General features: G+C 67.9%; 20 protein-coding genes. 8 read left to right on the top strand and 12 right to left on the bottom strand.

Annotation, left to right across the window (positions count from 1 at the left end; all coding sequences use genetic code 11):
* Positions 1–11: 11 nt before the first annotated feature.
* From bamE to CYJ10_RS07455, 3 genes are read right to left on the bottom strand one after another with little or no spacing between them, the layout of a single operon-like run.
* The gene (gene bamE, locus CYJ10_RS07465; protein WP_101680859.1) at positions 12–560 is read right to left on the bottom strand and encodes an outer membrane protein assembly factor BamE domain-containing protein; all 549 of its coding nucleotides are present in this window, start codon (positions 558–560) and stop codon (positions 12–14) included.
* A 41-nt stretch (positions 561–601) separates the two neighbouring features.
* On the bottom strand, positions 602–4,744 hold the full coding sequence (locus CYJ10_RS07460) for a translocation/assembly module TamB domain-containing protein (RefSeq protein WP_101680858.1): 4,143 nt from the start codon (positions 4,742–4,744) through the stop codon (positions 602–604).
* Positions 4,744–6,624 carry an autotransporter assembly complex protein TamA gene (locus CYJ10_RS07455; protein ID WP_257993153.1) on the bottom strand — a complete coding sequence of 627 codons (1,881 nt, stop codon included), beginning with the start codon at positions 6,622–6,624 and terminating at the stop codon, positions 4,744–4,746. The genes CYJ10_RS07460 and CYJ10_RS07455 overlap by 1 nt, the downstream gene beginning before the upstream one ends.
* A gap of 172 nt (positions 6,625–6,796) precedes the next feature.
* Here CYJ10_RS07455 and CYJ10_RS07450 point away from each other — a divergent pair, with 172 nt between their 5' ends.
* The 3 genes from CYJ10_RS07450 (at position 6,797) to panC (ending at position 8,929) form a co-directional block, all read left to right on the top strand.
* Positions 6,797–6,988, top strand: coding sequence for a DUF3460 family protein (locus CYJ10_RS07450; RefSeq protein WP_101680856.1), 192 nt, complete (start codon positions 6,797–6,799; stop codon positions 6,986–6,988).
* A gap of 32 nt (positions 6,989–7,020) precedes the next feature.
* A complete protein-coding gene (locus tag CYJ10_RS07445; RefSeq protein WP_101680855.1) occupies positions 7,021–7,929 on the top strand; it encodes a segregation and condensation protein A in 909 nt (302 codons plus the stop codon).
* Between the two features lie 157 nt (positions 7,930–8,086).
* On the top strand, positions 8,087–8,929 hold the full coding sequence (gene panC, locus CYJ10_RS07440) for a pantoate--beta-alanine ligase (RefSeq protein ID WP_101680854.1): 843 nt from the start codon (positions 8,087–8,089) through the stop codon (positions 8,927–8,929).
* Between the two features lie 125 nt (positions 8,930–9,054).
* On the opposite strand, the gene CYJ10_RS07435 is transcribed toward panC, so the two are convergent.
* Positions 9,055–10,242: a PepSY-associated TM helix domain-containing protein gene (locus CYJ10_RS07435; protein WP_101680853.1), complete on the bottom strand. Its 1,188-nt coding sequence runs from the start codon at positions 10,240–10,242 to the stop codon at positions 9,055–9,057.
* 173 nt (positions 10,243–10,415) lie between these two features.
* Between CYJ10_RS07435 and CYJ10_RS07430 the strand changes: the two genes are divergently transcribed.
* Positions 10,416–10,970, top strand: coding sequence for a GNAT family N-acetyltransferase (locus tag CYJ10_RS07430; protein WP_101680852.1), 555 nt, complete (start codon positions 10,416–10,418; stop codon positions 10,968–10,970).
* On the opposite strand, the gene CYJ10_RS07425 is transcribed toward CYJ10_RS07430, so the two are convergent.
* On the bottom strand, positions 10,945–12,450 hold the full coding sequence (locus tag CYJ10_RS07425) for a cobyric acid synthase (RefSeq protein WP_101681064.1): 1,506 nt from the start codon (positions 12,448–12,450) through the stop codon (positions 10,945–10,947). The genes CYJ10_RS07430 and CYJ10_RS07425 overlap by 26 nt on opposite strands.
* A 170-nt stretch (positions 12,451–12,620) precedes the next feature.
* On the opposite strand from CYJ10_RS07425, the gene cobU reads away from it, so the two are divergent.
* From cobU to CYJ10_RS07405, 4 genes are read left to right on the top strand one after another with little or no spacing between them, the layout of a single operon-like run.
* On the top strand, positions 12,621–13,361 hold the full coding sequence (cobU, locus tag CYJ10_RS07420) for a bifunctional adenosylcobinamide kinase/adenosylcobinamide-phosphate guanylyltransferase (RefSeq protein WP_101680851.1): 741 nt from the start codon (positions 12,621–12,623) through the stop codon (positions 13,359–13,361).
* A complete protein-coding gene (gene cbiB, locus CYJ10_RS07415) occupies positions 13,358–14,335 on the top strand; it encodes an adenosylcobinamide-phosphate synthase CbiB (protein WP_101680850.1) in 978 nt (325 codons plus the stop codon). The genes cobU and cbiB overlap by 4 nt, the downstream gene beginning before the upstream one ends.
* 5 nt (positions 14,336–14,340) lie before the next feature.
* Positions 14,341–15,399 carry a threonine-phosphate decarboxylase CobD gene (cobD, locus tag CYJ10_RS07410; RefSeq protein ID WP_101681063.1) on the top strand — a complete coding sequence of 353 codons (1,059 nt, stop codon included), beginning with the start codon at positions 14,341–14,343 and terminating at the stop codon, positions 15,397–15,399.
* Between the two features lie 5 nt (positions 15,400–15,404).
* The gene (locus tag CYJ10_RS07405; RefSeq protein WP_101680849.1) at positions 15,405–16,301 is read left to right on the top strand and encodes a cobalamin-binding protein; all 897 of its coding nucleotides are present in this window, start codon (positions 15,405–15,407) and stop codon (positions 16,299–16,301) included.
* A gap of 168 nt (positions 16,302–16,469) precedes the next feature.
* Here the strand turns inward: CYJ10_RS07405 and CYJ10_RS07400 are convergent, their stop codons facing one another.
* From CYJ10_RS07400 to CYJ10_RS07370, 7 genes are all read right to left on the bottom strand, one after another.
* Positions 16,470–17,051, bottom strand: coding sequence for a histidine phosphatase family protein (locus CYJ10_RS07400; protein WP_101680848.1), 582 nt, complete (start codon positions 17,049–17,051; stop codon positions 16,470–16,472).
* A complete protein-coding gene (locus CYJ10_RS07395; protein ID WP_101680847.1) occupies positions 17,036–17,812 on the bottom strand; it encodes an adenosylcobinamide-GDP ribazoletransferase in 777 nt (258 codons plus the stop codon). The genes CYJ10_RS07400 and CYJ10_RS07395 overlap by 16 nt, the downstream gene beginning before the upstream one ends.
* Positions 17,813–17,827: 15 nt before the next feature.
* Positions 17,828–18,892 (bottom strand): nicotinate-nucleotide--dimethylbenzimidazole phosphoribosyltransferase, encoded by a 1,065-nt coding sequence (cobT, locus tag CYJ10_RS07390; RefSeq protein WP_257993151.1) that lies wholly within the window; start codon positions 18,890–18,892, stop codon positions 17,828–17,830.
* Positions 18,893–18,983: 91 nt separating this feature from the next.
* A complete protein-coding gene (gene cobO / locus CYJ10_RS07385; RefSeq protein WP_101680845.1) occupies positions 18,984–19,616 on the bottom strand; it encodes a cob(I)yrinic acid a,c-diamide adenosyltransferase in 633 nt (210 codons plus the stop codon).
* Positions 19,613–20,455, bottom strand: coding sequence for an ABC transporter ATP-binding protein (locus CYJ10_RS07380; protein ID WP_101680844.1), 843 nt, complete (start codon positions 20,453–20,455; stop codon positions 19,613–19,615). The genes cobO and CYJ10_RS07380 overlap by 4 nt, the downstream gene beginning before the upstream one ends.
* Entirely contained in the window at positions 20,452–21,459 is a 1,008-nt protein-coding gene (locus CYJ10_RS07375; protein ID WP_101680843.1) for a FecCD family ABC transporter permease, read from the bottom strand. The genes CYJ10_RS07380 and CYJ10_RS07375 overlap by 4 nt, the downstream gene beginning before the upstream one ends.
* A 16-nt stretch (positions 21,460–21,475) precedes the next feature.
* Positions 21,476–23,446 carry a TonB-dependent receptor plug domain-containing protein gene (locus CYJ10_RS07370; RefSeq protein WP_101680842.1) on the bottom strand — a complete coding sequence of 657 codons (1,971 nt, stop codon included), beginning with the start codon at positions 23,444–23,446 and terminating at the stop codon, positions 21,476–21,478.
* Positions 23,447–23,521 lie beyond the last annotated feature (75 nt).

Below are 23,521 nucleotides of genomic sequence, written 5' to 3'. Positions count from 1 at the left end.
CGCCGCCAGCCTCAGCCGCCCTGCCGCTTCGACGGATCGTCGCTACGCGATGTGGTGGTCACCGTGCCGTCGTTGTTGAAATGCACGTTGAAGAAGGCCCGGTCCGTGGGGCTCTCGAACCAGCGGTAGCCCCAGACCTCTTCCTGCTTGAGGCGGAACGCCTCCACCTTGGTCGGCTTGCCCAGCATCCGGCGGATCTGGTCCTTGTTCATGCCAGGTCGTACTTTTGCGAAGTTTTCGCCCGTCAGCACCTGTTCGATGGCGCGCACCGTGCCGTCGGCGTTCGTTGTCACCATCCACGTGGTGGCGCCTTCGGGCCCGCGCGGGTATTCCAGGCGGCGGCCGCCCTCCGGTTCTTCCCAGACGATCTCGGGCTTGCCGGCCTGGCGCCGCACATCGTCTTCTGTGGACTTGCCGATTTCGATGCCCTTGAACAGCTGGCTATCGGGCTTCACGCTGTTCCAGGTGTCGGTGGCCACCGATTTCGCCTTTTTCATGGCTTCGTCGACCTTCTGCTGGTCACACCCGAACAGGGCAAGCAGGCTGGCAATCAGTCCCATGGCGGCAAGGCGTCGGCGAGACGCGCGGTTAAAAGGTGGCTTCATCGTTTGATCGCTTCGACTGGATCGCCGGCGGGGGCGCTGGCGCCTTCCACGGTAGCGTCGGCCGCGGCATTCCTGCGCCGGCCCGAGTCGCCGGCAAACAGCGTATCCCAATTATTGAACCGGCGGTTGAACAGCACCGACAGGCCGTTGATCGAGCCGCCCTTGGCAATCAGCGACCAGCGCCGCGAGAACGCCCAGGTCAGCTTCACCACGTTCGACGCTGACGTCAGGCTTTGTTCGTAGCCGACCGAAATCTGGTCGGACACCGCCTTGCCGATGCTCACCACCTGCTGGTCGTTCAGGCCGGCCGTGCTGGGGCCGATCGAAAATTCGTCGATGCCGAAATGGGACACCACGCTCTTGCCGGCCTTGCCCCCAATCATGCCCAGTGCCGCGCCGCCGATTGCGCCGCCGCTCAACTGGCGCTGCTGGCTGGACCCCGCGCTCTCGGCGCCGTAGCCGAACATCAGCCACGACAGCTTGTCTTCGTCCGGCACGTTCGGCTCCGACACCAGCCGCACGCGCGGCAGCCGCACCGTGCCCGTGACCTCCACGCCCGCTTCCACTTCCTGGTTGCGGCGCAGGGCGCGGATAAACATGTTCGGGTTGTCCACCGGCCCATTGAAGTTGATCGTGCCGCGTTCGATATCGAGCTTGCGGCCGAAGGCCTCGTACGTGCCCTCCACCACGCGCACGGTACCGGCCGCCCGCATCGGCGCCAGCGGCTCGCTCTTGATGCCAAGCTGGCCGGCCAGCAGGATATCGGCGCCGGCCCCACGGAAGCGGAAGCTGTCGCCCAGGTCGATCGTCACGTCGATTAGCGGGCTGAAGCGGCTGGCTGGTTTGGATTCGGGTACCACCGGCGTGGCGGCGGTCTTGAGTTCGCGTTCGTCCTTGCGGCGCACCACCACCACGTCGTCGCCCAGCACCGGCGCGCTGGCTTTGGGCAGGTCGAACAGGCCGCGATCCACGCGGAACTTGCCACGGATGGCGATCACTTTGTTCTCGTTGGCGATGCCGGCCTCGCCGGACACGATCAGCGTGCGCTCGGGGCTGGCAAACAGCTGCAGCTTGTCCGCGACGATGCGGCCGGTCAGGTTCGGATCGGTCTCGCCCAGCTTCACCGCGCCGGTGGCCGTCAGCGTGCCGTCGCCACCCCGGAAGCGCACTTGCTTCAGTTCCACCGCGTTCTGATCCAGCACCACGTGCACTTCGCCGTCGGTCAGCCGGATGCCCAGGTCGTAGAGCGTGATGCCGATGCCGCTACCGTCGATGGCTCCGGTCAGCAGCGGGCTGCCCGCCGTGCCGGCCAGTTGCAGGGCCGCCGCCAGCTTGCCTTCGAGCGCGTATTGCGGGCCGCTGAGCGCCTCCAGCGATTTCAGGCGCGGAATGTCGGCCGATACCGTGCCGCCGAGTGTCGACCCGGGCCCCACCGTCAGCAAGCCCTGTTCGCTGACCAGCCCCGCCGACGCATCGACGGCCAGCTTGCCGATCCGTTGCGACGTGGAGCCGCCGCGCAGCGTCACGCGATTGCCACTGAATTCCGCCCGCAGCGCGGTGTCGCTCAGGCCCAGCGTGGTCCAGCCACGGCCTGCATTGACCGAGGCATCGCCGCTGCGCCGCCGGATTTCGGCAAAGCCGGTGGCGGTTTCGGCAAGGTTCAGGTTCCAGCCGCCATCGAGCACCAGGTCGGAGCGCACCGGTTGCGATTCGCCGGTGAACGTCTCCACCAGCTTGATGATGTTGCCCGCCTCCACGCCATTGAAAGCACCCTGCGTGCGGATACGGCCATGATCGAACTCGAAGCCTTCGATATTCATCGTCGCGCGCTCGAACTGCAGCCGCGTCTGGCCCAGCCGGATATGGCGGTCCGCCACCATCAACTGGGTGGGCGAGACGAGCCGGACTTTGGCCGTGCCGCTTTCCTCGAGCGTGCGGATGGTGCCGGTCCAGCCCTGGTCGCCGCGCCACGCGCCCTGCCCGGACAGGGACAGCTGCAGCGGGCGCTCGTGCATCGTACCTACAGCATTGGCGTCGAACGTATGGTCGCCCTGCGTGCCGCGCAAGTTGGCATCGAGCGTGCGGACCGTCGCCTGCGGACCGTGATAGTCGCGCGCAGCCAGCCGGGCCGACAGCGTGCCGTTCAGCCCGCCGCGAAGTTCCACATGGCCATTGGCGCTGGCCACCTTGTGCGGCCCCACCACCAGCGATTGCGCGCTGTAGTCGCCCACCACCTCGGGCTTCTTCAGCGTGCCGGTAACCACCGCGTCGACCTTGGCCTGCCCACCGACACCAAGCTTCAGGCGATCCAGCTGCGGCGCATCGATGTTGACCTTGAGGCTGTCCCCGCGTGCGCCGAAACTGCCGTTCAGGTTCACCTGGTTACCGGCCATCAGCAGCGATGCCTGGCTGGGCAGCAGCCGCTCGCCCTCCAGCCGCACCTTGCCGTTGCCAGTCATCGGCAGCCCCGCGTATTCGCTCTCGCTAAGCGCGAAATCGAGCGCCACCCGTAGCACTTTCTCCAACGAGCCCTTCGTCGAAAACTCGGCGTTGATCCGGCCCGGTGCCACCTTGGCCAGCCGTGCCGGGTCGAAATTGGCCAGCTTGCCTTTGAAGTCGAAGGCTTGCGCATCCTTCAGCCCGAGCTTGCCCTCGGCGGTCAGCGTGCCGCTGCCCAGCCCCGCCCGCAGCGCCGTCAGCGTGACCGCGTCTTCATCGATCCGGGCGTCGGCAAACACCTTGATCTCGCCGCCCGCCACGTCCAGCGCCACGCTCTGGCGGCCGGGTTCCAGGCGCAGGATCACCGGCCCCGACAGGTTCGTGGCCACCATGCCCGTGTGCAGCGCGGCGACATCGAGATGCCGGACATCGAGATCGAAGCCGCCGCGCCCTTCGCGCAGCGTGCCCTGGCCGACGATCTCGGCGCGGCCCGGCAGCGTGATCCGCAGGTCGCGCAGCGTCTGCGTCAATTCGCTCAGCTCCACGCGCGCCTGCACGGCATGCACGGGCAGGCGTTCCTTGTCGATCGGGCCCGGCTCCAGGTTGCGCACCGTGACTTCGCCGGCCACGGCCAGCGGGTTCTTCGTGGGCGCGACCGGCGTGGGCATGGGCGCCGACGCCGACGCCGATGCTGCCGACGCAGCGGCCACCGCGCTGGCCGTCGATTCGCCAGGTTTCGGCTTGGCCACCTCGGGTGGCGGAGGCACCGATTCCACCGGGCGCAGTTCCGCATGGACGGTCAGGTTGGCCTGCGGCGCGGTCGGGCTGAACAGGCGCGGGTTGATGCGCTCGCCATCGACAATCAGGTGCGTGAACGGCACCTTGCCGAACGGGGTCACGTCGGCATTGCCGCGCGCCCGGATGCGGTCGCCGTTGGCCTCCAGTTCGGCGCGCAGTTGGTCCAGCGATCCGCTGGCCGTGGCCGACACCGCATAGGCTTCTTCTTTCCAGCGGCCCTCCAGCAGCGCCTCGGCCGACAGCGGGAAAGGCGTCTTGCCGCCGATCTGCGCATTGGCCTGCAGCTTGCCGTACGGCGTGACGAGCTTGTCGACGACCACGCGATGGCGCTGGCCGTCGCTATGCAGCGCGCCCGACAGGTCGGACAGCACCAGCGGGGTCGACGTGGCGGCCGGCCCCTGCAGCAGCGACAGTTCGCGGACGGTCAGCGTGTCCACGTCGACAGCCAGCGGCAACTCCAGCGACTGCGGCATCTTCGCCGGCTCGGTGCTCGGCGGGGAGGCCGGCAGCCGCGCGTCGATCTTGCCAAGCTTCAGCCATGCCACATGCAGCCGCGTGGGCGACCACGACACATTCCATTTCGCGTCGATCCGGTCGATGGTGACGCGCGTGTCGCCGCTGGCGAACACCACATCGTGCAGCCGCAGCCCGCTTGCCACGGTGCCACCATCGAGCTGGCCGGCAAGCATCCCCGCCGACAGCCGCGTGGCCACGTTCCAGAGATGGCGCGTGCCAGTCTCGGTGCGCAGCGCCGCCACGGCCGTGGCGACCAGCGCGATCAGCAGCACCAGCAGGATGCCCACCAGCCAGACCAGCGCCTTCCAGACCCGGCGCCGGCGATGTGGCTGCCGTGGCGTGTTGCGATCCTCGCGCGGCACGGGCGGCATGTCCGGCATGTTCATCAGAACGCCACCCCCAGCGAGATATGCGGCCGGAACTGCTTCTGCTGGATGCCGTAGCCGATATCGAGCTGCACCGGCCCCACGGGGCTGCGCCAGCGCGCGCCCACGCCTACGCCGTGGTAAATCTTGATGCCGTCAAGGTTGTTGGTGGCGGTACCCATGTCCCAGAACACCGCCGCGCCCCAGTCGGGCTTGAACCAGTACTGGTACTCCAGGCTGCCCGTGCCCAGGTAGCGGGCCGGCAGCACGCTCTGGCCGGACGGCGTACCGATCGACTGGTAGCTGTAGCCGCGGATCGAATCGGTGCCACCCGCGCGAAAGCGCAGCGTGGCCGGAATCAGCGCAGGATCGTTCGACGTCATGTCGGCGCCCAGTTCCAGCCGCGCCACGAACAGGTCGCGGTTGCCCACCGGCACGTACTGGCGAATCCGGCCGTACACGCGCAGGAACGTCGCGTCGCTGAGCAGGCCCTTGGCGGCCACGCCGATCTGGGTGTTGATCACGTTGCCACGGCGCGGGAACACGGGGTTGTCCACGTCGCGGCGCGTCCACGCGAATGCCGGCACCAGCGCCTTCGAGTACTGCGACGGCTCGCCGTACGGCGTCAGCACGTCGTAGTAAAAGTCGAGCGACACCGTGGTGTCGTACTTTTCACGCGAGCGCGACCGCTTCAGGCCGGCACGCCAGCTCTTGGTGTCGGTGCTCTCGACGTCGATCAGGCGTTCGTAGCTGGTATAGATGCTGTTGCGGTACGTGTGCGGGTCTGGCGGCATCGCCATTTCCACAAACCCGTACTGGCGCTTCTGTTCGATCCGGGCCTGCGTGTCGAGTACCCAGGCGCGGTTGAACAGGTTGTAGTACGAATAGCGGCCTTCCACCTGGGCGCCAGTATCCGTGGTGAAACCGACACCGGAACTGAGCCGGTGCGTGGGATATTCGCGCACCTTCACCTTGACCGGCGCCGTCACGGTCTGCTGCTGCGCGGCAGCTTCCGCCGAGGTGGCGGCGGGCGGCTCCTGCAGTTCCACCTGCACGTTCGAGAAATAGGGCTGGTTCTGGACCGCGCGCTGGAACTCCAGCAGCCGTTCCACGCGATACGGCTCGCCCTCGCCCAGCGGGTTCACGTTGCGGATGATCTGGGCCGGGTAGCGGCGCGTGCCCTCGATCTCCAGGGGCCCGAGCACATAGGCCGGGCCGCTTTCATACTTGGCCCGCAGGTCGGCGGCCTGTTCGTCGGGTTCGATGCGCGCCTGCGACGACGCCAGCTTCGCGCCGTAGTAGCTCTTGCTCTGCAGTTGCACCAGCGCGTCTTCCTTGGCCTTGTCCCAGTCGGCCTGCCGAAATGGCTGGCCCACCGGCAGACCCCACTTTTTGCGCATCTGCTCCACCTGCTCGGGCGACAACGTGGCGGCAGGGCCACTTACCTCGACATCCGCGCGCCGGATCACGGTGCGCGCGCCCGGGTCCACGCTGAGATGCACCACGCGATGATCGCCCTCGCCTTCCACCGTGGCCTTGGTGACCGGGTCGAACCAGCCCTCGGTGGACGCGAACTGGCGCACCTGGTCGCCCACGGTCTCCACCATGTACTGGAATTGGTCGTCGGAAATGTCGGTGCGGGTCGCGTAGCGTGCGAGGTCAAGGTGTTCTTCGAGAATGTCCTTGAGCGCCTTGGGCGCGTCGATCTCGACCTTGTACTGGGCCTTGGCGGCATGGGCGGGCAGCCAGGGGGCCACCAGCAGCAGCGCGGTGGCCAGCGTGACGGCGCGGGTGACGGCATGGGCGACCCCCATATGCGCGAGCCGGCGGGCACCGCCGCAGGTGCCTGGCGCCTTGGCTGGGGCGGGCTGTGCGGCCAAGTGGCCCAAAGCAGTCGTCATCCGTCCTTGTGGCTCCCGAATCAAGTCGCTATTTGACCACACCACCGGCGCCGCAAGGCCATCCCGGGGCCAAAATTCAGGATTCCGGAGCCTTCGGCGGCAGTGGGGCTTGCCGATACGGTAAAATCTTGCCCCGTCATCCCCAACACTGCTAAAGGGCACAGGTTTCATCATGGCCATGTACGAATCGGATATCACCCAGTTCCTGAAGACGCTCAAGCAGGAGCGCCCGTCGCTGGAAACGGAGCAGCGCGAAGGCCGCGGCCTGCTGTGGGACAAGACCCCGATCGACCTTGAAGAACGCGCCCGCGCCAACGCCTCGCGCGTGGCCCAGAAGCCGTACGTCTACTCGTCCGACAACTGATCGGCCGTCCGGCCGTTCCGACGACCATCCCGATGCATCCGAGCGATCCGCTGGACCCCGGCGCGCAGGAAAAACTGACGCTGCCCGTCGAGCTGCCCCGCGTGGCGCAGCCCGTCGGCGCCAGCGCCAATCCGGCCGACATGGTCGACGGGATGGCGTTCGCCCGCCTCTATGGCGAGCCGCTGTTCAAGCTGCCGCAGGACCTGTACATCCCGCCCGATGCACTGGAAGTCTTCCTGGAGGCCTTTGAAGGCCCGCTTGATCTGCTGCTGTACCTGATCCGCAAGCAGAACTTCAACGTCCTGGACATTCCGATGGCCCAGGTGACGCGTCAGTATCTTTCGTACGTCGACCAGATTCGCCGGACCAATCTGGAGCTGGCGGCCGAGTATCTGCTGATGGCAGCGATGCTTATCGAGATCAAGTCGCGCATGCTGCTGCCGGTCAAGAAGGCCGACAGCGACGAAGAAGCCGAGGATCCGCGTGCCGAACTGGTGCGCCGCCTGCTCGAATACGAGCAGATGAAACTGGCCGCCCAGCGCCTGGACACCGTGCCGCAGCTGGGCCGCGATTTCCTGCGCTCGCAGGTCTATATCGAACAGAGCCTGGTACAGCGTTTCCCCGATGTGGAAACGGTGGACCTGCAGTCCGCCTGGGCCGACGTGCTCAAGCGCGCCAAGCTGAATCAGCACCACAAGATCTCGCGCGAAGAACTTTCCGTGCGCGAGCATATGAGCCAGATCCTGCGCCGCCTGCAGCACGCCCGCTTCATGGAATTCAGCGAGCTGTTCGAGGACGCGATCCGTTCCGGCAAGGGCGTGCCCGTGGTGGTGGTGAACTTCATCGCCATGCTCGAGCTGTCGCGCGAGGCGCTGGTCGAGATCACCCAGGCCGAGCCGTTCGCACCGGTTTATGTGCGATTGGCGTACACGCCAGCCTGATCCTTCCACCACGCGGAACAATTCCCCGTGGGCGCCGGGCCTGAACCGGCGCGGATGCTCTACAATCCGCCGACAGCCGGCCAATGTGTACCCAGAGAGCCGGCACGCCAAGCTGCCACGCAGCGGCACGCTCCAACCACGACGGCACACCACATTCATGAAAGTCATTTCTTCCATCCAGGCGTTGCGGGACCAGTTGCGCGGCCAGAATCGCGTGGCGTTCGTCCCGACCATGGGCAACCTGCATGAAGGCCACCTGTCGCTGATGCGCCTGGCACGTCAGCATGGCGACCCCGTGGTGGCGTCGATCTTCGTCAATCGCCTGCAGTTCGGCCCGAACGAGGATTTCGACAAGTACCCGCGCACGCTGCAGGATGACGTGGAAAAGCTGCAGAGCGAAGGGGTGTACGTGCTGTTTGCCCCGACCGAGTCGGATATGTACCCGGTGCCGCAGGAATATCGCGTGGACCCGCCGCACGACCTGGGCGACATCCTGGAAGGCGAGTTCCGTCCGGGCTTCTTCAAGGGCGTCTGCACCGTGGTGATGAAGCTGTTCTGCTGCGTGCAGCCACGCGTGGCCGTGTTCGGCAAGAAGGACTACCAGCAGTTGATGATCGTGCGCCGCATGGCCCAGCAGTTCGCGCTGCCTGTGGACATCATCCCGGCCGAGACCATCCGCGCCGAGGACGGCCTGGCGCTGTCGTCGCGCAACCGCTATCTCGGCGAAGCCGAGCGCAAGGAAGCGCCGATCCTCTACAAGACGCTGCACGAAGTCCGCGACACCGTGCTGGGCAACGGCAATGTGGACCTGCTGACCGTCGAGGCCGATGCGCTGGCACGTCTGCAGGCACGCGGCTGGAAGCCCGACTACGTGTCGATCCGCAAGCGCGACAACCTGCAGGCCCCCACGCGCGAAGAATTCGCCGCCGGCGAGCCGCTGGTGGTGCTGACCGCCGCCAAGCTCGGCAACACCCGCCTGATCGACAATCTGGAAATCTGAACCGGCTGCCCCGGCTGACGCCAAGCCCCTTTCGACCGTCAGATAGTAAAAAGGCCAGAGGAACACCTCTGGCCTTTTTGTTTCCGGCTTTCTGGTTCTGGCCGTTGGCTCTTCCGCCGCGACCGTCAAACCCGCTTCAGCCGAGCCTTTTCGCGTTCCAGGTGGCGCTTGTGGCCGCTGCGGCGTTTCCACCAGATCAGCACGCCGGTCACGGCGAACGCCAGCGGCATCAGGCCGAATGCGGTGATGAACGCGCGGCCGTAGGTGCCGAACGCCTCGCCGGTATGTAGCGGGAACAGCCACAAGATAAACGCGTCGCCAGACTGGGCATCGCGCGGATCGCGGGCACCGAGCGGCCGCCCGGTATAGGCATCGAGCCAGAGCCGCGTGGCGCCGCTGTCTTCCTGCAGTTCGCCCTCCTGACGCAGCCGTACCTCATAGGCATCGCCCGGCTTGCGCGGCAGGCTGATACGCGTGACCTGCGCCCCCGGGAACTGCTGCTGCGCCGCCGTCATGGCCTGGGCCGGCGTGATCGCGTGGGCGCCAGCCGGCGGCGTATCGGACTGGTGCTTCGCCTGCGGACTCACGGTCATGACCGTGCTGATGATCGGCGTCACCCATTTCGGCAGGTTCAGATACCAGCCCGAAAAGGCGATGGTGGCCAGCACCGGCGCCACAAAGATGCCGCCAGCGCGATGGAAGGTGTAGAAGAAGCGCGACCACGAACCGCCGTGCGCAATGCGCACCGATTGCTTCAGTGCGCGCAGTTTCATCTTGGGCCACCACAGCACCACGCCCAGCAGCACCGTGAAAAACAGCACCATCCCGGTCACGCCGATGATGGTCTTGCCCGTGTCGCCGGACAGCAGGTAGCGATGCAGATGGAACAGCGTCGGCATGATCTGCTGGCGCGTCAGCCCCGGCACGCCAAACAGGCGCTCGCCCTTCACGGCCAACGTGATGGGGTCGACCATGACCTGCCGCGACCGACCCGGCATGGCCTGCGGCCCCTTGATCGGGTAATAGGCGATGAACACGTCGTGCTCGTCGACCGGCAGCATCAGCAGGTTGGGCTTGCCGTATTTCGGATCGGCCATCAGCTTGGCCGTGACCGATTCCACCGTGGCCGCACCCACCGGAATACGCGTGGCCGACGCCCCCTGCAGCAAGTCTGGATTCAGCCACTTGTCGATGTCGTCGCGCCACGAAATCAGCGTGCCGGTCAGGCCCATCATGACGAACAGCAGGCCAAAAACCAGGCCAATATAGAGGTGCAGCTTGACGAGGACGGTACGCAGACGACCGGAGACCATTGGAGTCTTTCTTTTTAAAAGCGGCGCTTGATGCACGCCTGATGAGCATTTCGCCACGCATCTGTGCGGCAACGCCCAAATGCAAATGCGAAGAATTCGCGATTCTAGCAGCGTGCCGCTAAGATCGTGGACGCGCCATCCCCTGCGCTCATCCGGTGCCGCCCTGCCCTGCCATGCCCCTGATTGAACTGGTTCCCGCTACCCCGGCCGACGCCGACCTACTAGCCGCCATGCACGCCGAAAGCTGGCGCGATGCCTATGGCGGCCTGATTCCCGCCGACTACCTCGAAAGCCACGCCCCGGCCGAACGGCTGGCCACGTGGCGCGCACGCATGCTCGAAGGCGCCGAAGCACCGCTCGAAGCCACCATCCTGCGCGTAAACGGGCAGCCGGCTGGTTTCTCGTGCCTGATGCCGCTGGCCGAGCCGGGCTATGGCATCTATCTCGATAACCTCCATGTGAAGCAAGCGTTTCACGGGCGAGGCTATGGCAAGACCCTGATGGCGCATTGCGCCGCGCGCGTGGCCAGCCAGTGGCCGGGCAAGTCGTTGTTTCTTTACGTGCTGGACGGCAACACCCAGGCGCGCGAGTTCTACCGGCGCCTGGGCGGCGTGGAATCGGACAACTTTAACGACCCCTTCCCGGGCACCGACCTCATGGTGGCCATCCGCCGCGTCAGCTGGGACGACGTGGACGCGCTGGTCAGCCGGCTGGCGCCGGGTCCGTAGTCACCGCCAACGGCGCGAACATCGCCCGCAGGTCGAGGTGCGCGGCCATGCTGTCGGCCAGCCGGTCGATCGACGCCTCGCGCAGCGCATCCAGTTGCACGCCCTCGGCCCGCGCCAGCCCAGCCCAGCGCAGCAGCGCGCCGCAGGCGTCCGGATGGTCGAACAGGCCATGGACATAGGTGGCCAGCACCTGGTTGTCTTCCGACACGGCACCATCGGGCCGGGACCCACCGACGCCTGAATCGTCCGAACCGGCGGCAGCGTCCAGCCACAGCGCCGGGCGCGCCAGTGCCGGGCCGTGCGTGACGCCCAGATGAATCTCGTACCCGTCCACCGCCGCGCCACCCGACTCGGCGTCGAGCCGGCCCGACACCCGCCGCAGTTGTTTCTCGGGTGCCAGCGTGGTCTCGAAATCGAGCAGGCCGAGCCCGTCGCTGGTGCCGGCCGGCCCTTCCCGGCCGTCGGGATCATGAAGGCGCCGTCCCAGCATCTGCATGCCGCCGCAGATGCCCATGAGCTTGCCCCCGTAGCGCAGGTGCCGCAGCAGCGCCTGGTGCCAGCCGTTGGCGCGCAGGAAGGCCAGGTCGGCGCGCACGCTCTTGCTGCCGGGCAGGATCACCAGGTCCGCCGGCGGAATCGGCATGCCCGGGCCGATGAACTGCAGGTCGACGTTCGGATGGGCCCGCAGCGCATCGAAATCGGTATGGTTCGAGATGCGCGGCAGCACCGGCACGATCACGCGCAGCACGTCGCCGTCGCGGCTGGCTACCTGTGCGCTGGCGATGGCGTCCTCGGCATCGAGATGGAGGCCGTGCAGGTACGGCAGCACGCCGAACACGGGTTTGCCGGTGCGCGCCGTCAGCCAGTCCAGGCCCGGCTCCAGCAATGCGATATCGCCGCGAAAGCGGTTGATGATGAAGCCCTTCACGCGCGCCCGCTCGGATTCGGACAGGCAATCGAGTGTGCCCACCAGGTGGGCAAACACGCCGCCGCGGTCGATGTCGGCCACCAGCACCACCGGGCAATCGACACGCTCGGCAAAGCCCATGTTGGCGATATCGCGGTCACGTAGATTCACTTCGGCGGGGCTGCCGGCGCCTTCCACCAGCACCACGCCGTACGCCTGTTTCAGCCGCGCGTGGCTTTCCAGCACGGCGGCCATCGCCTGCGGCTTGTAGTCGTGATAGGCCCGAGCATCCAGGTCCATGCGCGCCCGGCCATGGATGATGACCTGCGCGCCGATGTCGCTGCTGGGCTTGAGCAGCACGGGGTTCATGTCGGTGTGGGGCGCCAGGCCGGCCGCCTGGGCCTGCAGCGCCTGGGCACGTCCGATTTCGCCGCCGTCCACGGTGACCGCGCTGTTCAGCGCCATGTTTTGCGGCTTGAACGGCGCCACGGCGGTGCCGGCGCGCGCCAGGATGCGGCAGAGGCCGGCTACGACGGTACTCTTGCCCGCATCGGACGTGGTGCCCTGAACCATCAGGGTGCCCCGCAGGGCACGCGCCGCAAACGGAAAGGGGTTGGCAGAAGGATCGTTTCGCATCGCGCGATTATGGCAGCAGCGCCGGGGCAGCCGCACATCGGCGTCCGCCAAAAACTCTGCAAGATCCATGCATGCGGTTGGGGGATGCGACGGCTACAATACGCCGGATGAATACCCACGCCCCGCCTCAGGCGCTCAATCTCTCGGCCACTTCCGAGCCGGCTTCGGCAGGTGCGGCCACGGATGCCGATCCGGCGGCCGACGCTACCGTGCAGCCGCAGGCCGGCACCGCCGCACCGCGCGAACTGACGCTGGTGCTGGGCGGTGCGCGCTCGGGGAAGAGCCATTTTGCCGAGCAGCTGGCCGCCGATCATGCGGCGCTGACGCGCGGTCCGGTCACCTACATCGCCACGGCCCGGCACGACGCCGAACCGGCCGACGAGGAAATGGAAGTCCGCATCGCGCTGCATCGCGCCCGCCGGCCGGCCGACTGGACGCTGGTGGAAGAACCGGTGCATCTGGCCGATGCGCTCTACGCGCATGCGCGCCACGACGGCTGCATTCTGGTGGATTGCGTCACGCTGTGGCTCAACAACCTGGTTTTCGGCGATCACCGCGAGTATCCGGACCACGGCGTCATCACGCCGCCGCCGGCCTTTACCGAGGAAATCGACGCGCTGATGACGGCGCTGCCCATGCTGCCCGGCCACGTGATTCTGGTGTCGAATGAAATTGGCTTCGGCGTGGTGCCGATGGGCGCCATCACGCGCTTCTACGTCGACGAACTGGGCCGCCTGAACCAGAAGCTGGCCGCCGCCGCCGATCGCGTGCGGTTGCTGGTCGCCGGCATCCCGGTATCGATCAAGGACCCCGCTCCGTCCCAGGCACACGGCAGCCACACACGATGATCATGCTGTCCTGGCCAGCCTGCGTGGCGGCCGCACTTGCCGGCGTGCTGCTGGACCGCTGGCTTGGCGAGCCACGCCGCTGGCATCCGCTGATCGGGTTTGGACGCATGGCGACGGCCGTGGCCAACCAGCTCAATCGCCCCGAACGCGGTGCGCTGCGCCAGCGCCTGGCCGGCCTGGCCGCGTGGTCGGTGGTAGTGCTCGGTCCGGCCGCGCTGGCCGCGTGGCTGGTCACACTGGCGGCCGCCGTGCATCCGCTGCTGGCCTGGGCGCTGCATGCCGTGGCGCTCTACTTCGCACTGGGCGCCTGCAGCCTGACGCAACACATCGCACCAATCGCCGACGCACTCACCCGCAACGACCTGCCCGCCGCGCGCACGCTGACGGCGCGCATCGTGTCGCGCGACACGACTGACGCCGATGCCGAAGCGCTGGCGCGCGCCGCCTGCGAATCGGCGCTGGAGAACGGCAACGATGCCATCTTCGGTGCGCTGTTCTGGTTCCTGGTCGGCGGCGCACCCGCCGTGATCGTCTTCCGGCTGGCCAATACGCTCGACGCCATGTGGGGATACCGCACGCCCCGCTGGGAAATGTTCGGCTGGGCTGCGGCCCGCATCGACGATGTGCTGAATCTGGTGCCGGCGCGGCTGACCGCGCTGTCGTACGCGCTGCTGGGCGCTACCGCGCAGGCGATGCGCTGCTGGCGCACCCAGGCCACCGCGTGGTCGAGCCCCAACGCCGGCCCCGTGATGGCGGCCGGCGCCGGCGCGGTGGGTGTGGCATTGGGCGGTGGCGCCCGCTACCACGGCGAGTGGGAAGAGCGCCCGCCGCTGGGCCTGGGCGACGCCCCCCGGGCCGCGCACGTACACGCCTGCCTGCGGCTCGTGCAACGCACGTTGTGGCTGTGGCTCGGCGTGGCCATGTTGAGCGTGCCGCTGCTGTCGGTAGTGGTTTCGGGATGGAGGCCGGCATGAGCGGCATGAGCGAAACCTTGGCCCCGATCCGCCACGGCGGCAACCTGCTGGCTGCCGTGCGCCGCTACGGCCGCGCGGCGGAAGACTGGCTTGACCTGTCGACCGGTATCCATCCGGCCGGCTATCCGGTCCCGGCGCTGCCTGCCGACGTCTGGCAGCGGCTGCCGCAGGACGACGATGGCCTGGCCGAGATCGCCGCGCAAGCCTACGGCGCGCCGCACGCATTGCCGGTGGCGGGATCGCAGGCGGCCATCCGCACGCTGCCCACGTTGCTGCGACCGGGGCGCGTGGGTATCGCCGCGCTCGGCTACAGCGAATATGCGCCCGCGTTCGCGCTGGCTGGCCACACGGTGGTGCCGCTCGACGAGCGCGACTTTGCACGCGACGACCTGCCCGTCGGTCTCGACCATCTTGTCGTCGTCAATCCGAACAATCCGACCGCACGGCTGCTCTCCACCGAGCAGCTGCTGCGCTGGCACGCACAACTGACCACACTGATCGTCGACGAAGCGTTCCTCGACAGCACCACGGCGCCGTCGCTGGCCGTGCACACCGGCCTGCCGGGACTGGTCGTGCTGCGCTCGATCGGCAAGTTCTACGGGCTGGCGGGCATGCGCTGCGGCTTCGTCCTGGCCGCCCCCGACCTGCTCGACGCCTTGTCGCTTCGGCTTGGGCACTGGACCGTCTCCGGGCCGGCTCGCGCCGTGGCGCGACTGGTGCTGGCCGATACCGCGTGGCAGGCCGCCACGCGCGCGACCCTGCAGCGGCAGGGCCAGCGCCTGGCGATGATGCTGCGCGACCACGGACTGGCACCGGTATCGCAGCCGCTGTTCAGCTGGGTGCCCGATGCCCGCGCGCCCGCGCTGCACGAGGCCCTGGCACGCCAAGGCGTCTGGACGCGCCTGTTCGACGCCGCAGGCGGGTGTGCGGCCAGCCTGCGCCTGGGCCTGCCGCCCGATAACGACGCCGCCTGGCAGCGGCTCGATGCCGCGCTGGGCGTCGCGCTATCTGGCTCGCTAGCCGACTCGCCATGCGGCGCCACTGACCACCCCATCCTCCCCTGATCCCGATGAAGGCCAACTCCTTCCTGCTCGCCGCGGCGCTGCTCGCCAGCCCGTGGGCCCAAGCCGCCGTGACCGTCACCGACGACGCCGGCCAGACTGTCACGCTGGCGCAGCCCGCGCGGCGCATCGTCTCGCTGGCCCCGCACGTGACCGAACTGATCTACGCGGCCGGCGGCGGTGATCGCATCGTCGGCACAGTCAGCTACAGCGACTACCCGCCGCAGGCGCGCGACATCCCGCGCGTGGGCGACAACAAGGCGCTGGACCTGGAGCGCATTGCCGCGCTCAAGCCCGATCTGATCGTGGTCTGGCGCCATGGCAACGCCCAGAAGCAGACCGACCGCCTGCGCGCGCTGGGCATGCCGCTGTTCTACAGCGAGCCGCGCCGCCTGGAATCGATCCCCGAAAACCTGGAAAAACTCGGCACGCTGATGGGTACCGAGGCCGTGGCCACCCGGGCGGCCGCCGACTTCCGCCAGCAGGTGACCACGCTGCGCAAGACCTATGCCGATCGCCCGCCGGTGACGGTGTTCTATCAGGTGTGGCAGCAGCCGCTGATGACGCTGAACGGCCAGCATCTGGTCAGCGACCTGCTGACGCTGTGCGGCGGCCGCAACCTGTTCGCCAAGGAGTCGCCGCTGGTGCCGACGGTGTCGGTGGAGGCCGTGGTGGCCGGCAATCCGGAGGTCATGCTGACGGCCGGCATGGGCGCCACACGCCCGGACAAGCCGCTGGCGGATTTTTCGCTATGGGAGAAGTGGACGCAGGTCACCGCCGTGGCGCGCAACAACCTGTTCATCATCGACGGCGACCTGGTCAACCGCGCGGGCCCGCGCGTGGTGAAGGGCGCGGCGGAGATCTGCAAGGACCTCGAACTCGCGCGCTCGCGGCGCGGCAAGTGATCCGCCTGATCGCAGGTTAAGCGGACAGCCGTCTCGCCAAAACCCCGCCCCCGCGCAGCGGGAGCGGGGAGCAACCCGACCGAACATCGATCACCTCGCGGTGTTCTCCCCTCTCCCGCACGGCGCGAGAGGGGCGGAAGAGGGGCGGGGGAGCGGGCCAGCCGTCGATCAACCCGCCTCGCGATTCCACCACCCGAGCCTCGGCGCGCCATCGCCCAGGCTGAACTTGCAAGTGGCACCGAATCCGAGCGACCAATTCAGGGTCTGCGCCAGCGAGATGCCCAGCCAATGGGCGGCCAGCATGCGCATCGGCCCCGCGTGGCTCACCACCCATAGCCGTTGATCGGATTCGATATCGAGTGCATCGGCCCACTCGCCGACGCGCGCCGCCGCCTGCGCCGGGCTTTCGCCACCGTGCGGGCACGCATGCATCAGGTCAGCCGCCCAGAGGTCCAGCGCGTCGCGGGGAATGTCCGCCCAGGGCTGCCCTTCCCAGGTGCCGAAGTCCATCTCGCGCAGGCGGGGGTCCACGTCGGCAGCCGGCAGGTCCGGCACGCCGGCTATCAGGTGCGCCGTCGTGTCGCGCGCGCGCATGGCCGGACTGGTCACGATGCGATGCGGCAGCGCAAGCCCGGCCACGGCCTGTGTCGGGTCAGGTGTCACAGGCTGCACCAATGCCAGGTCAAGGCGGCCATAGCAGATGCCTGCCGCCACCTCGGGCTGCGCGTGGCGAATCAGTAGAACTTCCATGCCGCGGCCACCAGGTAGATCGACAGCTCGGCAAGCTGTTGGGACATGCCCAGGCAATCGCCGGTATAGCCGCCGATGCGCCGCACGAAATAGGCGCCCAGCGCGGCGCGCAGCCCGGCCAGCACCAGCACGGTCACGATGGCAAACCACGGCGAGATCCACAGCAGCGGCAGCGCGCCGCACGCCAGCGCGAACACCAGGCTGCGGGCCTCCAGCCGCTGCGCCACCGGCTTGGCCTTGCCTTCGTGGCGCACGTAGTCGTGCGTGGCCAGGAACGTGATGGCCATGGCGCGGCTGGCACCGTGGCCGGCCACCAGCACCGCCAGCAGCATCATGCCGCCTTGGACTTCGCCCACGGACACCAGCAGTTGCCACTTCAGCAGCAGCGCCACCACGATGGCGATGGCACCGAATGCACCCACGCGGGAATCGTGCATGATGGCCAGCACGTCCTCGGGCCGGTAGCCACCGCCGAAGGCATCCACGCAGTCGGCCAGCCCATCCTCGTGGAACGCGCCCGTCAGCAGCAGCGTGGCGGCCATGCCCAGCACGATGGCCACCGAGGGCGACCAGAGCTGCCACGCAAGGCCCGTCACCAGCGCCCCCGCCACACCCACCAGCAGGCCCACCGCCGGAAAGTAGCGCGCGGCCGCGTTCAGGTAGTGCGGCGCGAACCCCACCCAGACCGCAAGCCGCTGCGGCATGGGCACGCGCGTGAAATAGCCTACGGCGGTCAGGAAGTAGCGGAGTTCGTCGGCCATGGCGTCTGCGCGGGTCTAGGCCGAAGCGTTGCTGATGCCGGCGCCGCTGAACGTGGCCATCTCGCGCAGGAAGGCGACCGACGACGCCACCAGCGGCCAGGCCAGCGCAGCACCCGTGCCTTCGCCCAGGCGCAGATCCAGCGCCAGCAGCGGCTCGGCCTTGAATTCGGCCAGCAGCGCGCGGTGGCCCTGCTCGTGGGAGCAGTGCGAGAACACGCAGTACTGGAGCACGTTGGGATCGATGCGCGCGGCCACCAGCAGTGCCGCCGAGGCGATGAACCCATCCACCAGGATCACCATGCGGCTGGCGGCCGCGGCCAGGTAGGCACCGGTCATCGCCGCGATCTCGAAGCCGCCGAACGTGGCCAGCACGTCCAGCGGGTCGATGGCGTCCGGATGCCGCGCCAGCGCCTGCGCCAGGATCTCGCGCTTGCGCGCCATGCCGGCGTCGTCCAGCCCCGTGCCGCGCCCCGTGCAGGCTTCCAGCGGCAGGCCGGTCAGGCGGCTCATCACGCAGGCCGCCGCCGAGGTATTGGCAATGCCCATCTCGCCAAAGCCGATCACATTGGTGCCCTGCTGCGCGTGGCGCAGCACCCGTGCGATGCCGGTGTTGATGGCCGCGCCGGCTTCGGCCGGGGTCATGGCGGGCTGCTGGACGAAATTGCGCGTGCCATTGGCCACGCGGCTGTTCACCAGGCCCGGCGACGCAGGCAGCGGCGCACGCACGCCCACATCGACCACTTCGAGCACCATGCCGTGCTGGCGCGTGAAGACGTTGATGGCGGCCCCGCCGTTCAGGAAGTTGAGCACCATCTGCGCGGTGACTTCGGCTGGGAAGGCACTCACCCCCGCGTCGGCCACGCCATGGTCGCCCGCGAACACGATGATCGCGGGCCGGTTCAGGTCGGGCACGGTCTCGCCACGGATCATGCCGATCTGCAGGGCCAGCGATTCGAGCCGGCCCAGCGACCCGGGCGGCTTGGTCTTGTCGTCGATGGCCGCCTGCAGCGTGCCGCGCAGCGATTCGTCAAGCGGCGCGATGGGCGGCAGCGTCAGCGCGAATTCGGAAATATGGGTCATCAGTTCTTTCTTACAAATCCTTGGAGAACGCCAGCCAGGCGAAGCAAAGCGGTTCTGGCTAGGCGCCAGAATCGGCAGGCTGGCGTTTCTCCTACATTTCTACGCCGCGCTGGGCCTTGATGCCCTGCTGGAACGCGTGTTTGACCGGCGTCATGTCAGTCACCGTGTCGGCCGCCTCCACCAGCGCGGGCGGCGCGCCTCGGCCCGTGATGACCACGTGCTGCATCGCAGGACGCGCCTTCAGGTCGGCAATCACGGTCTCGACATCAAGATAGTGCAACTTCAGCGCAATGTTCAGTTCATCGAACATCACCAGCCCGATCGACGGGTCGCGCAGCATGCGGCGCGCCACCTCCCACGCGGCTTCGGCCTTGGCCACGTCGCGTGCGCGGTCCTGGGTTTCCCAGGTATAGCCCTCGCCCATCACATGGAATTCGCATTGCTCCGGAAAGCGCCGCAGGAACATTTCCTCGCCGCTCGGGATGGCGCCCTTGATGAACTGGACCACGCCCGTGCGCATGCCGTGCCCCATCGCGCGCACCACCATGCCGAAGCCCGAGCTTGACTTGCCCTTGCCGTTGCCGGTGGTGATGACGATCACGCCACGCTCGGCCTGGGCGGCGGCAATCTTGGCATCGACCACCTCCTTCTTGCGGACCATGCGGTTCTTGTGGCGCTCGTCGCGGCCGTCGTCGGTCTGGCTGGGTTGTTCCGTATCGCTCATGGTGTCTTTCCGTCGGGGATCAGCGCGGTATGGGTGCCGTCGCTGATGCTGATAATCGGGGTGCGCAGCGCACGCGAGCACTGCGCGGGAGTCAGGACCTCGTGCGCCGGCCCATGCAGCGCGACGCCGTCTTCGGCCATCAAGAGCGCATGGGTGGCGTGCCGGCGCGCGAGCGTCAGGTCGTGCAGGATCACCACGGCGGCGTGGCGACCGGCGCCGGTCAGGCGGCGCAGCAGGTCGAGCACCAGGATCTGGTGGCGCAGGTCCAGGTGCGAGACCGGTTCGTCCAGCATCAGCAGCGGCGCCTGCTGGGCCAGCACGGCGGCCAGCGACACGCGCTGGCGCTCGCCGCCGGACAGGGTCAGCACGTCGCGCGCGGCCAGTGCATCGAGATCGCACTCGGCCATCACGTCGCGCACCACGCGGTCGTCGTCGCGCTTGCCCCAGCCCCAGCCGCTCATGTGTGGATGACGGCCGATGCGTACCGCATCCTCCGCCACCATCGAGAAGGTGTCATGCACGGCCTGCGGCAGGTAGGCGCGCTGGCGGGCCAGCGTCGCCGGCGCCACCTGCGTGGCGGCCACGCCATCGATTTCCACGGCCCCGCCATCGGGCGCGCGCAGTCCGGCCAGCACGCCCATCAGCGTCGATTTGCCCACGCCGTTGGGGCCGACAACGCACCAGAGCTGGCCCGCGTGAATGGACAGCGACAGGCCATCGACCAGCACGCGCTGGCCCGCGCGCAGGCGCACGTCGCGCAGCGACAGGACCGGACACGGAGCCAGCGGCTCGAACCACGGGCGCGTCGCGTTCGCGCTCGTCGGACTTGTCGCGCTCATCGCGGCCTCCGCAGCAACAGGTATAGGAAGGTGGGCACGCCCAGCAGCGCCGTGATAACACCCACCGGCAGCTGCGCCGGCGCGATCACCGTGCGGGCGATCAGGTCCGCCGCCATCAGCAGCGTACCGCCCAGCAGCACCGACGCGGGCAGCAACTGGCGCTGGTCGTTGCCCCACGCCAGGCGCACCATGTGCGGCACCACCAGCCCGACAAACCCGATGGAACCGGCCGTGGTGATGGCGGCGGCGATGGCAAACGACGCAATCAGGAAGGTGGCCAGCCTGATGCGGCCCACGCGCACGCCCAGCGACTGGGCCACGGTTTCTCCGAGCAGCATCACGTTCAGCGCACGCGCCATCGGCATGGCCAGCCCCAGCGCCAGGACCAGCGTGGCCAGTGCCCAGCCGTAGCTGGCCGTGCCGCCCAGGTCGCCGGTCAGCCAGAACAGCATGCCGCGCAGCCGCGATTCCGGCGCGATGGCCAGGATTAGCGTGATCAGCGCGCCCCAGCCGGCCGCCAGGATCACCCCTGTCAGCAGCAACCGCGCGCCGGCCTCGTGATGGCCGCCCTGCACTTGCGGATGCAGCAGGTCGCGCCGCGCCAGCGTGGCCACCAGCAGCATCGAGCAAAGCGCACCACCCGCCGCGCCGGACTGCACCACCCACAACGGCAGCGACAGCAGCATCGCCAGCAGCGCGCCCGTGGACGCCCCGCCAGACACGCCCAGCACATAGGGCTCCGCCAGCGGATTGCGCAGCAGCACCTGCATCAGCGCGCCGGACAGCGCCAGCAGCCCGCCGCATGCGAACGCCGCCGCCGCACGCGGCAGCCGCAGCTCGCGCACGATGGCACCGGCCGTGCCGGTATCGGCGCCGGTCAGCGCCTGCCAGACCTGCGTGCCGTCCAGCGCGACGCTGCCGGCCGCCAGTGACAGCGCGAACACCGCCACCCCGGCCAAGGCCAGGACGGTCCAGACGGTCAGCGCGCGGCGCAGCTCGGTCATGGCGTGACGTTACGCCCTACTTCTGGCGCCAGCCGAGCGTGATGAATCCGGCGCGGCCTTGCGTGTTGTAGGGCCAGGCAAGCTGGTAGTTCTTGTCGAACAGGTTTTCCACACGGGCGGCCACGAACCATTGCTTGTCGATGTTGTAGCGGGCATTGAGGTTGACGATACCGTATCCGCCCAGAATGCGCCCGCTGTTGTCGAGCCGTTCCGACGACAGCAGCCATTCGCCGCCAAAGCGCCAATTGCCGACGTTGCGGCCCACGTCGAACGACGCATGGCGCCGCGCACGGCGCAGCAGCTGGGTGTTGCTGCTTTCGTCCACCGGATTCTGGAAGGTCACGGCGGCGCCCAGGTCGGTACCCCAGACCGTGGCACGCCACGATGCCTCGATACCCTGCACCTTGGCCTTGTTGACGTTCTGCGCCAGGAACACGCCGCTGCCGACGGCCGTCGACACGATCAGGTCGTCATAGCGCGTCTCGAACGCCGTCACCCGCAGCAGGCCGGCACTGACCGTATCCACCTGCACGCCCGCCTCGGCCGACTTGGCGCGCTCGGGCTGCAGGTTAGGCTGGCCGAAGCCCGGGTAGTACAGCTCGTTGAAGGTCGGCGCGCGGAAGGCGTTGCTGACGTTGGCGATCAGCTTGACCTGTTCGGTCACGTTGAAGCCATAGCCGGCAAAGAAGCTGCCCTGGTTGCCGAAGTCGGAATAGTGGTCGTTGCGGCCGTTCAGCTGCAGTTGATTCCGGCCGATGCGGCCTTCATAGCCGCCGTACACCGAGAACACGTTGCGCGACGGCGCGTTGTACGAGCTCGACGCCAGCGTCTGCTGCAACCAGTCGGTACCGAACAGCAGCTTGTGGTCCGGCGTCAGCGCGTATTCGTTCTGCCAGTTGAACTGGCGGTTGCGCGTGCTGAACAGGCTGTCGAACAGGCCGTTCTTCGTGCCTTCGCTGCGGTCCTCGCTCTGCGACAGCTTGAAGTGCGTGGTCCACGCCGAAGTCACCTTGCCATTGACGAAGGCGGACAGCGTATAGAGCTCGCTGTTCATGCGGAAATCGTCGGTCGGCTTACCGCTGGTGCTGTCGTAGGACAGGTCGCTCTTGGAGTAGTACGCCGCGAAACCGGCATCCCAGTCAGACGTGAACTTGTGGCGGATCTGGCCCGACACGCTCTTGTTCTCGTACGGGTTGTCGCCCGGATTCGGCCCCGTGCCGCGTCGCACTGCCGCAGCGTTGGCGGCGGCCCACTGGTTGTAGTTGATCGACGAAAAACCGTCGGTCTTGAAGATCGAGCCGGTCAGGTTGAACGACGTATCGCCAATCTGGCCGCCGTAGCCCACTGTGCCCTGGCGCGTGTTGTTGCTGCCGTACTCGACCTGCCCATTGGCCGCCGGGGCCTGGCCGACGCCATTCTTGGTGAAGATCTGCACCACGCCGCCGATGGCGTCCGAGCCATACAGCGCCGACACGTTGCCGCGTACCACCTCGATATGGTCGATCTGGTCGGGCAGGATGTTCGCCAACTGGGCGGTGCCGCCGCTGACGCCGGCCACGCGCACGCCATCGATCAGGATCAGCACCTGGTTGGAATTGGCGCCGCGCATGAACAGCGTGGTATTAGCGCCCATGCCGCCGTTGGCGGCAAATTCGACACCGGCCTGACCGCGCAGCAGCGAGCGCAGGTCAGGGGCCTGCGAATTGACGATGTCTTCCTGGGTGACCACCGTGGTGTGCGGCAGCGCCTCGGTCACGCTCTGCGCGGTACGCGATGCAGTGACCACCACCGGTGCCAGCGACTGGCCCTGCGGCTGCACGGCGGGCGCGGTGGCGGGTGCGGCCGATGTGGCCTCGGACGGCGCCTCCTGGGCGAAGGCCGGGATATGGGATGCGGAAAGAACGGCAACGGCCGCCATGATGGCGGACACGGATGGGCGAACCGGCGGCTTTACCGCGACGGTCGACCTGGATAGCGTGGAACGCATGAGCAGGATGGATGAGAACGGCCGGGCCCGTTCCCCCGCGGACCTGATGGCGAATTGGCGTGCCGCATGGCGTGC

It is taken from the genome of Cupriavidus pauculus, assembly GCF_002858765.1.
Taxonomy (GTDB): Bacteria; Pseudomonadota; Gammaproteobacteria; order Burkholderiales; family Burkholderiaceae; genus Cupriavidus; species Cupriavidus pauculus_B.
Note: the sequence above shows the minus strand (reverse complement) of the source record. Positions and strands in the feature narration are given on the sequence as shown.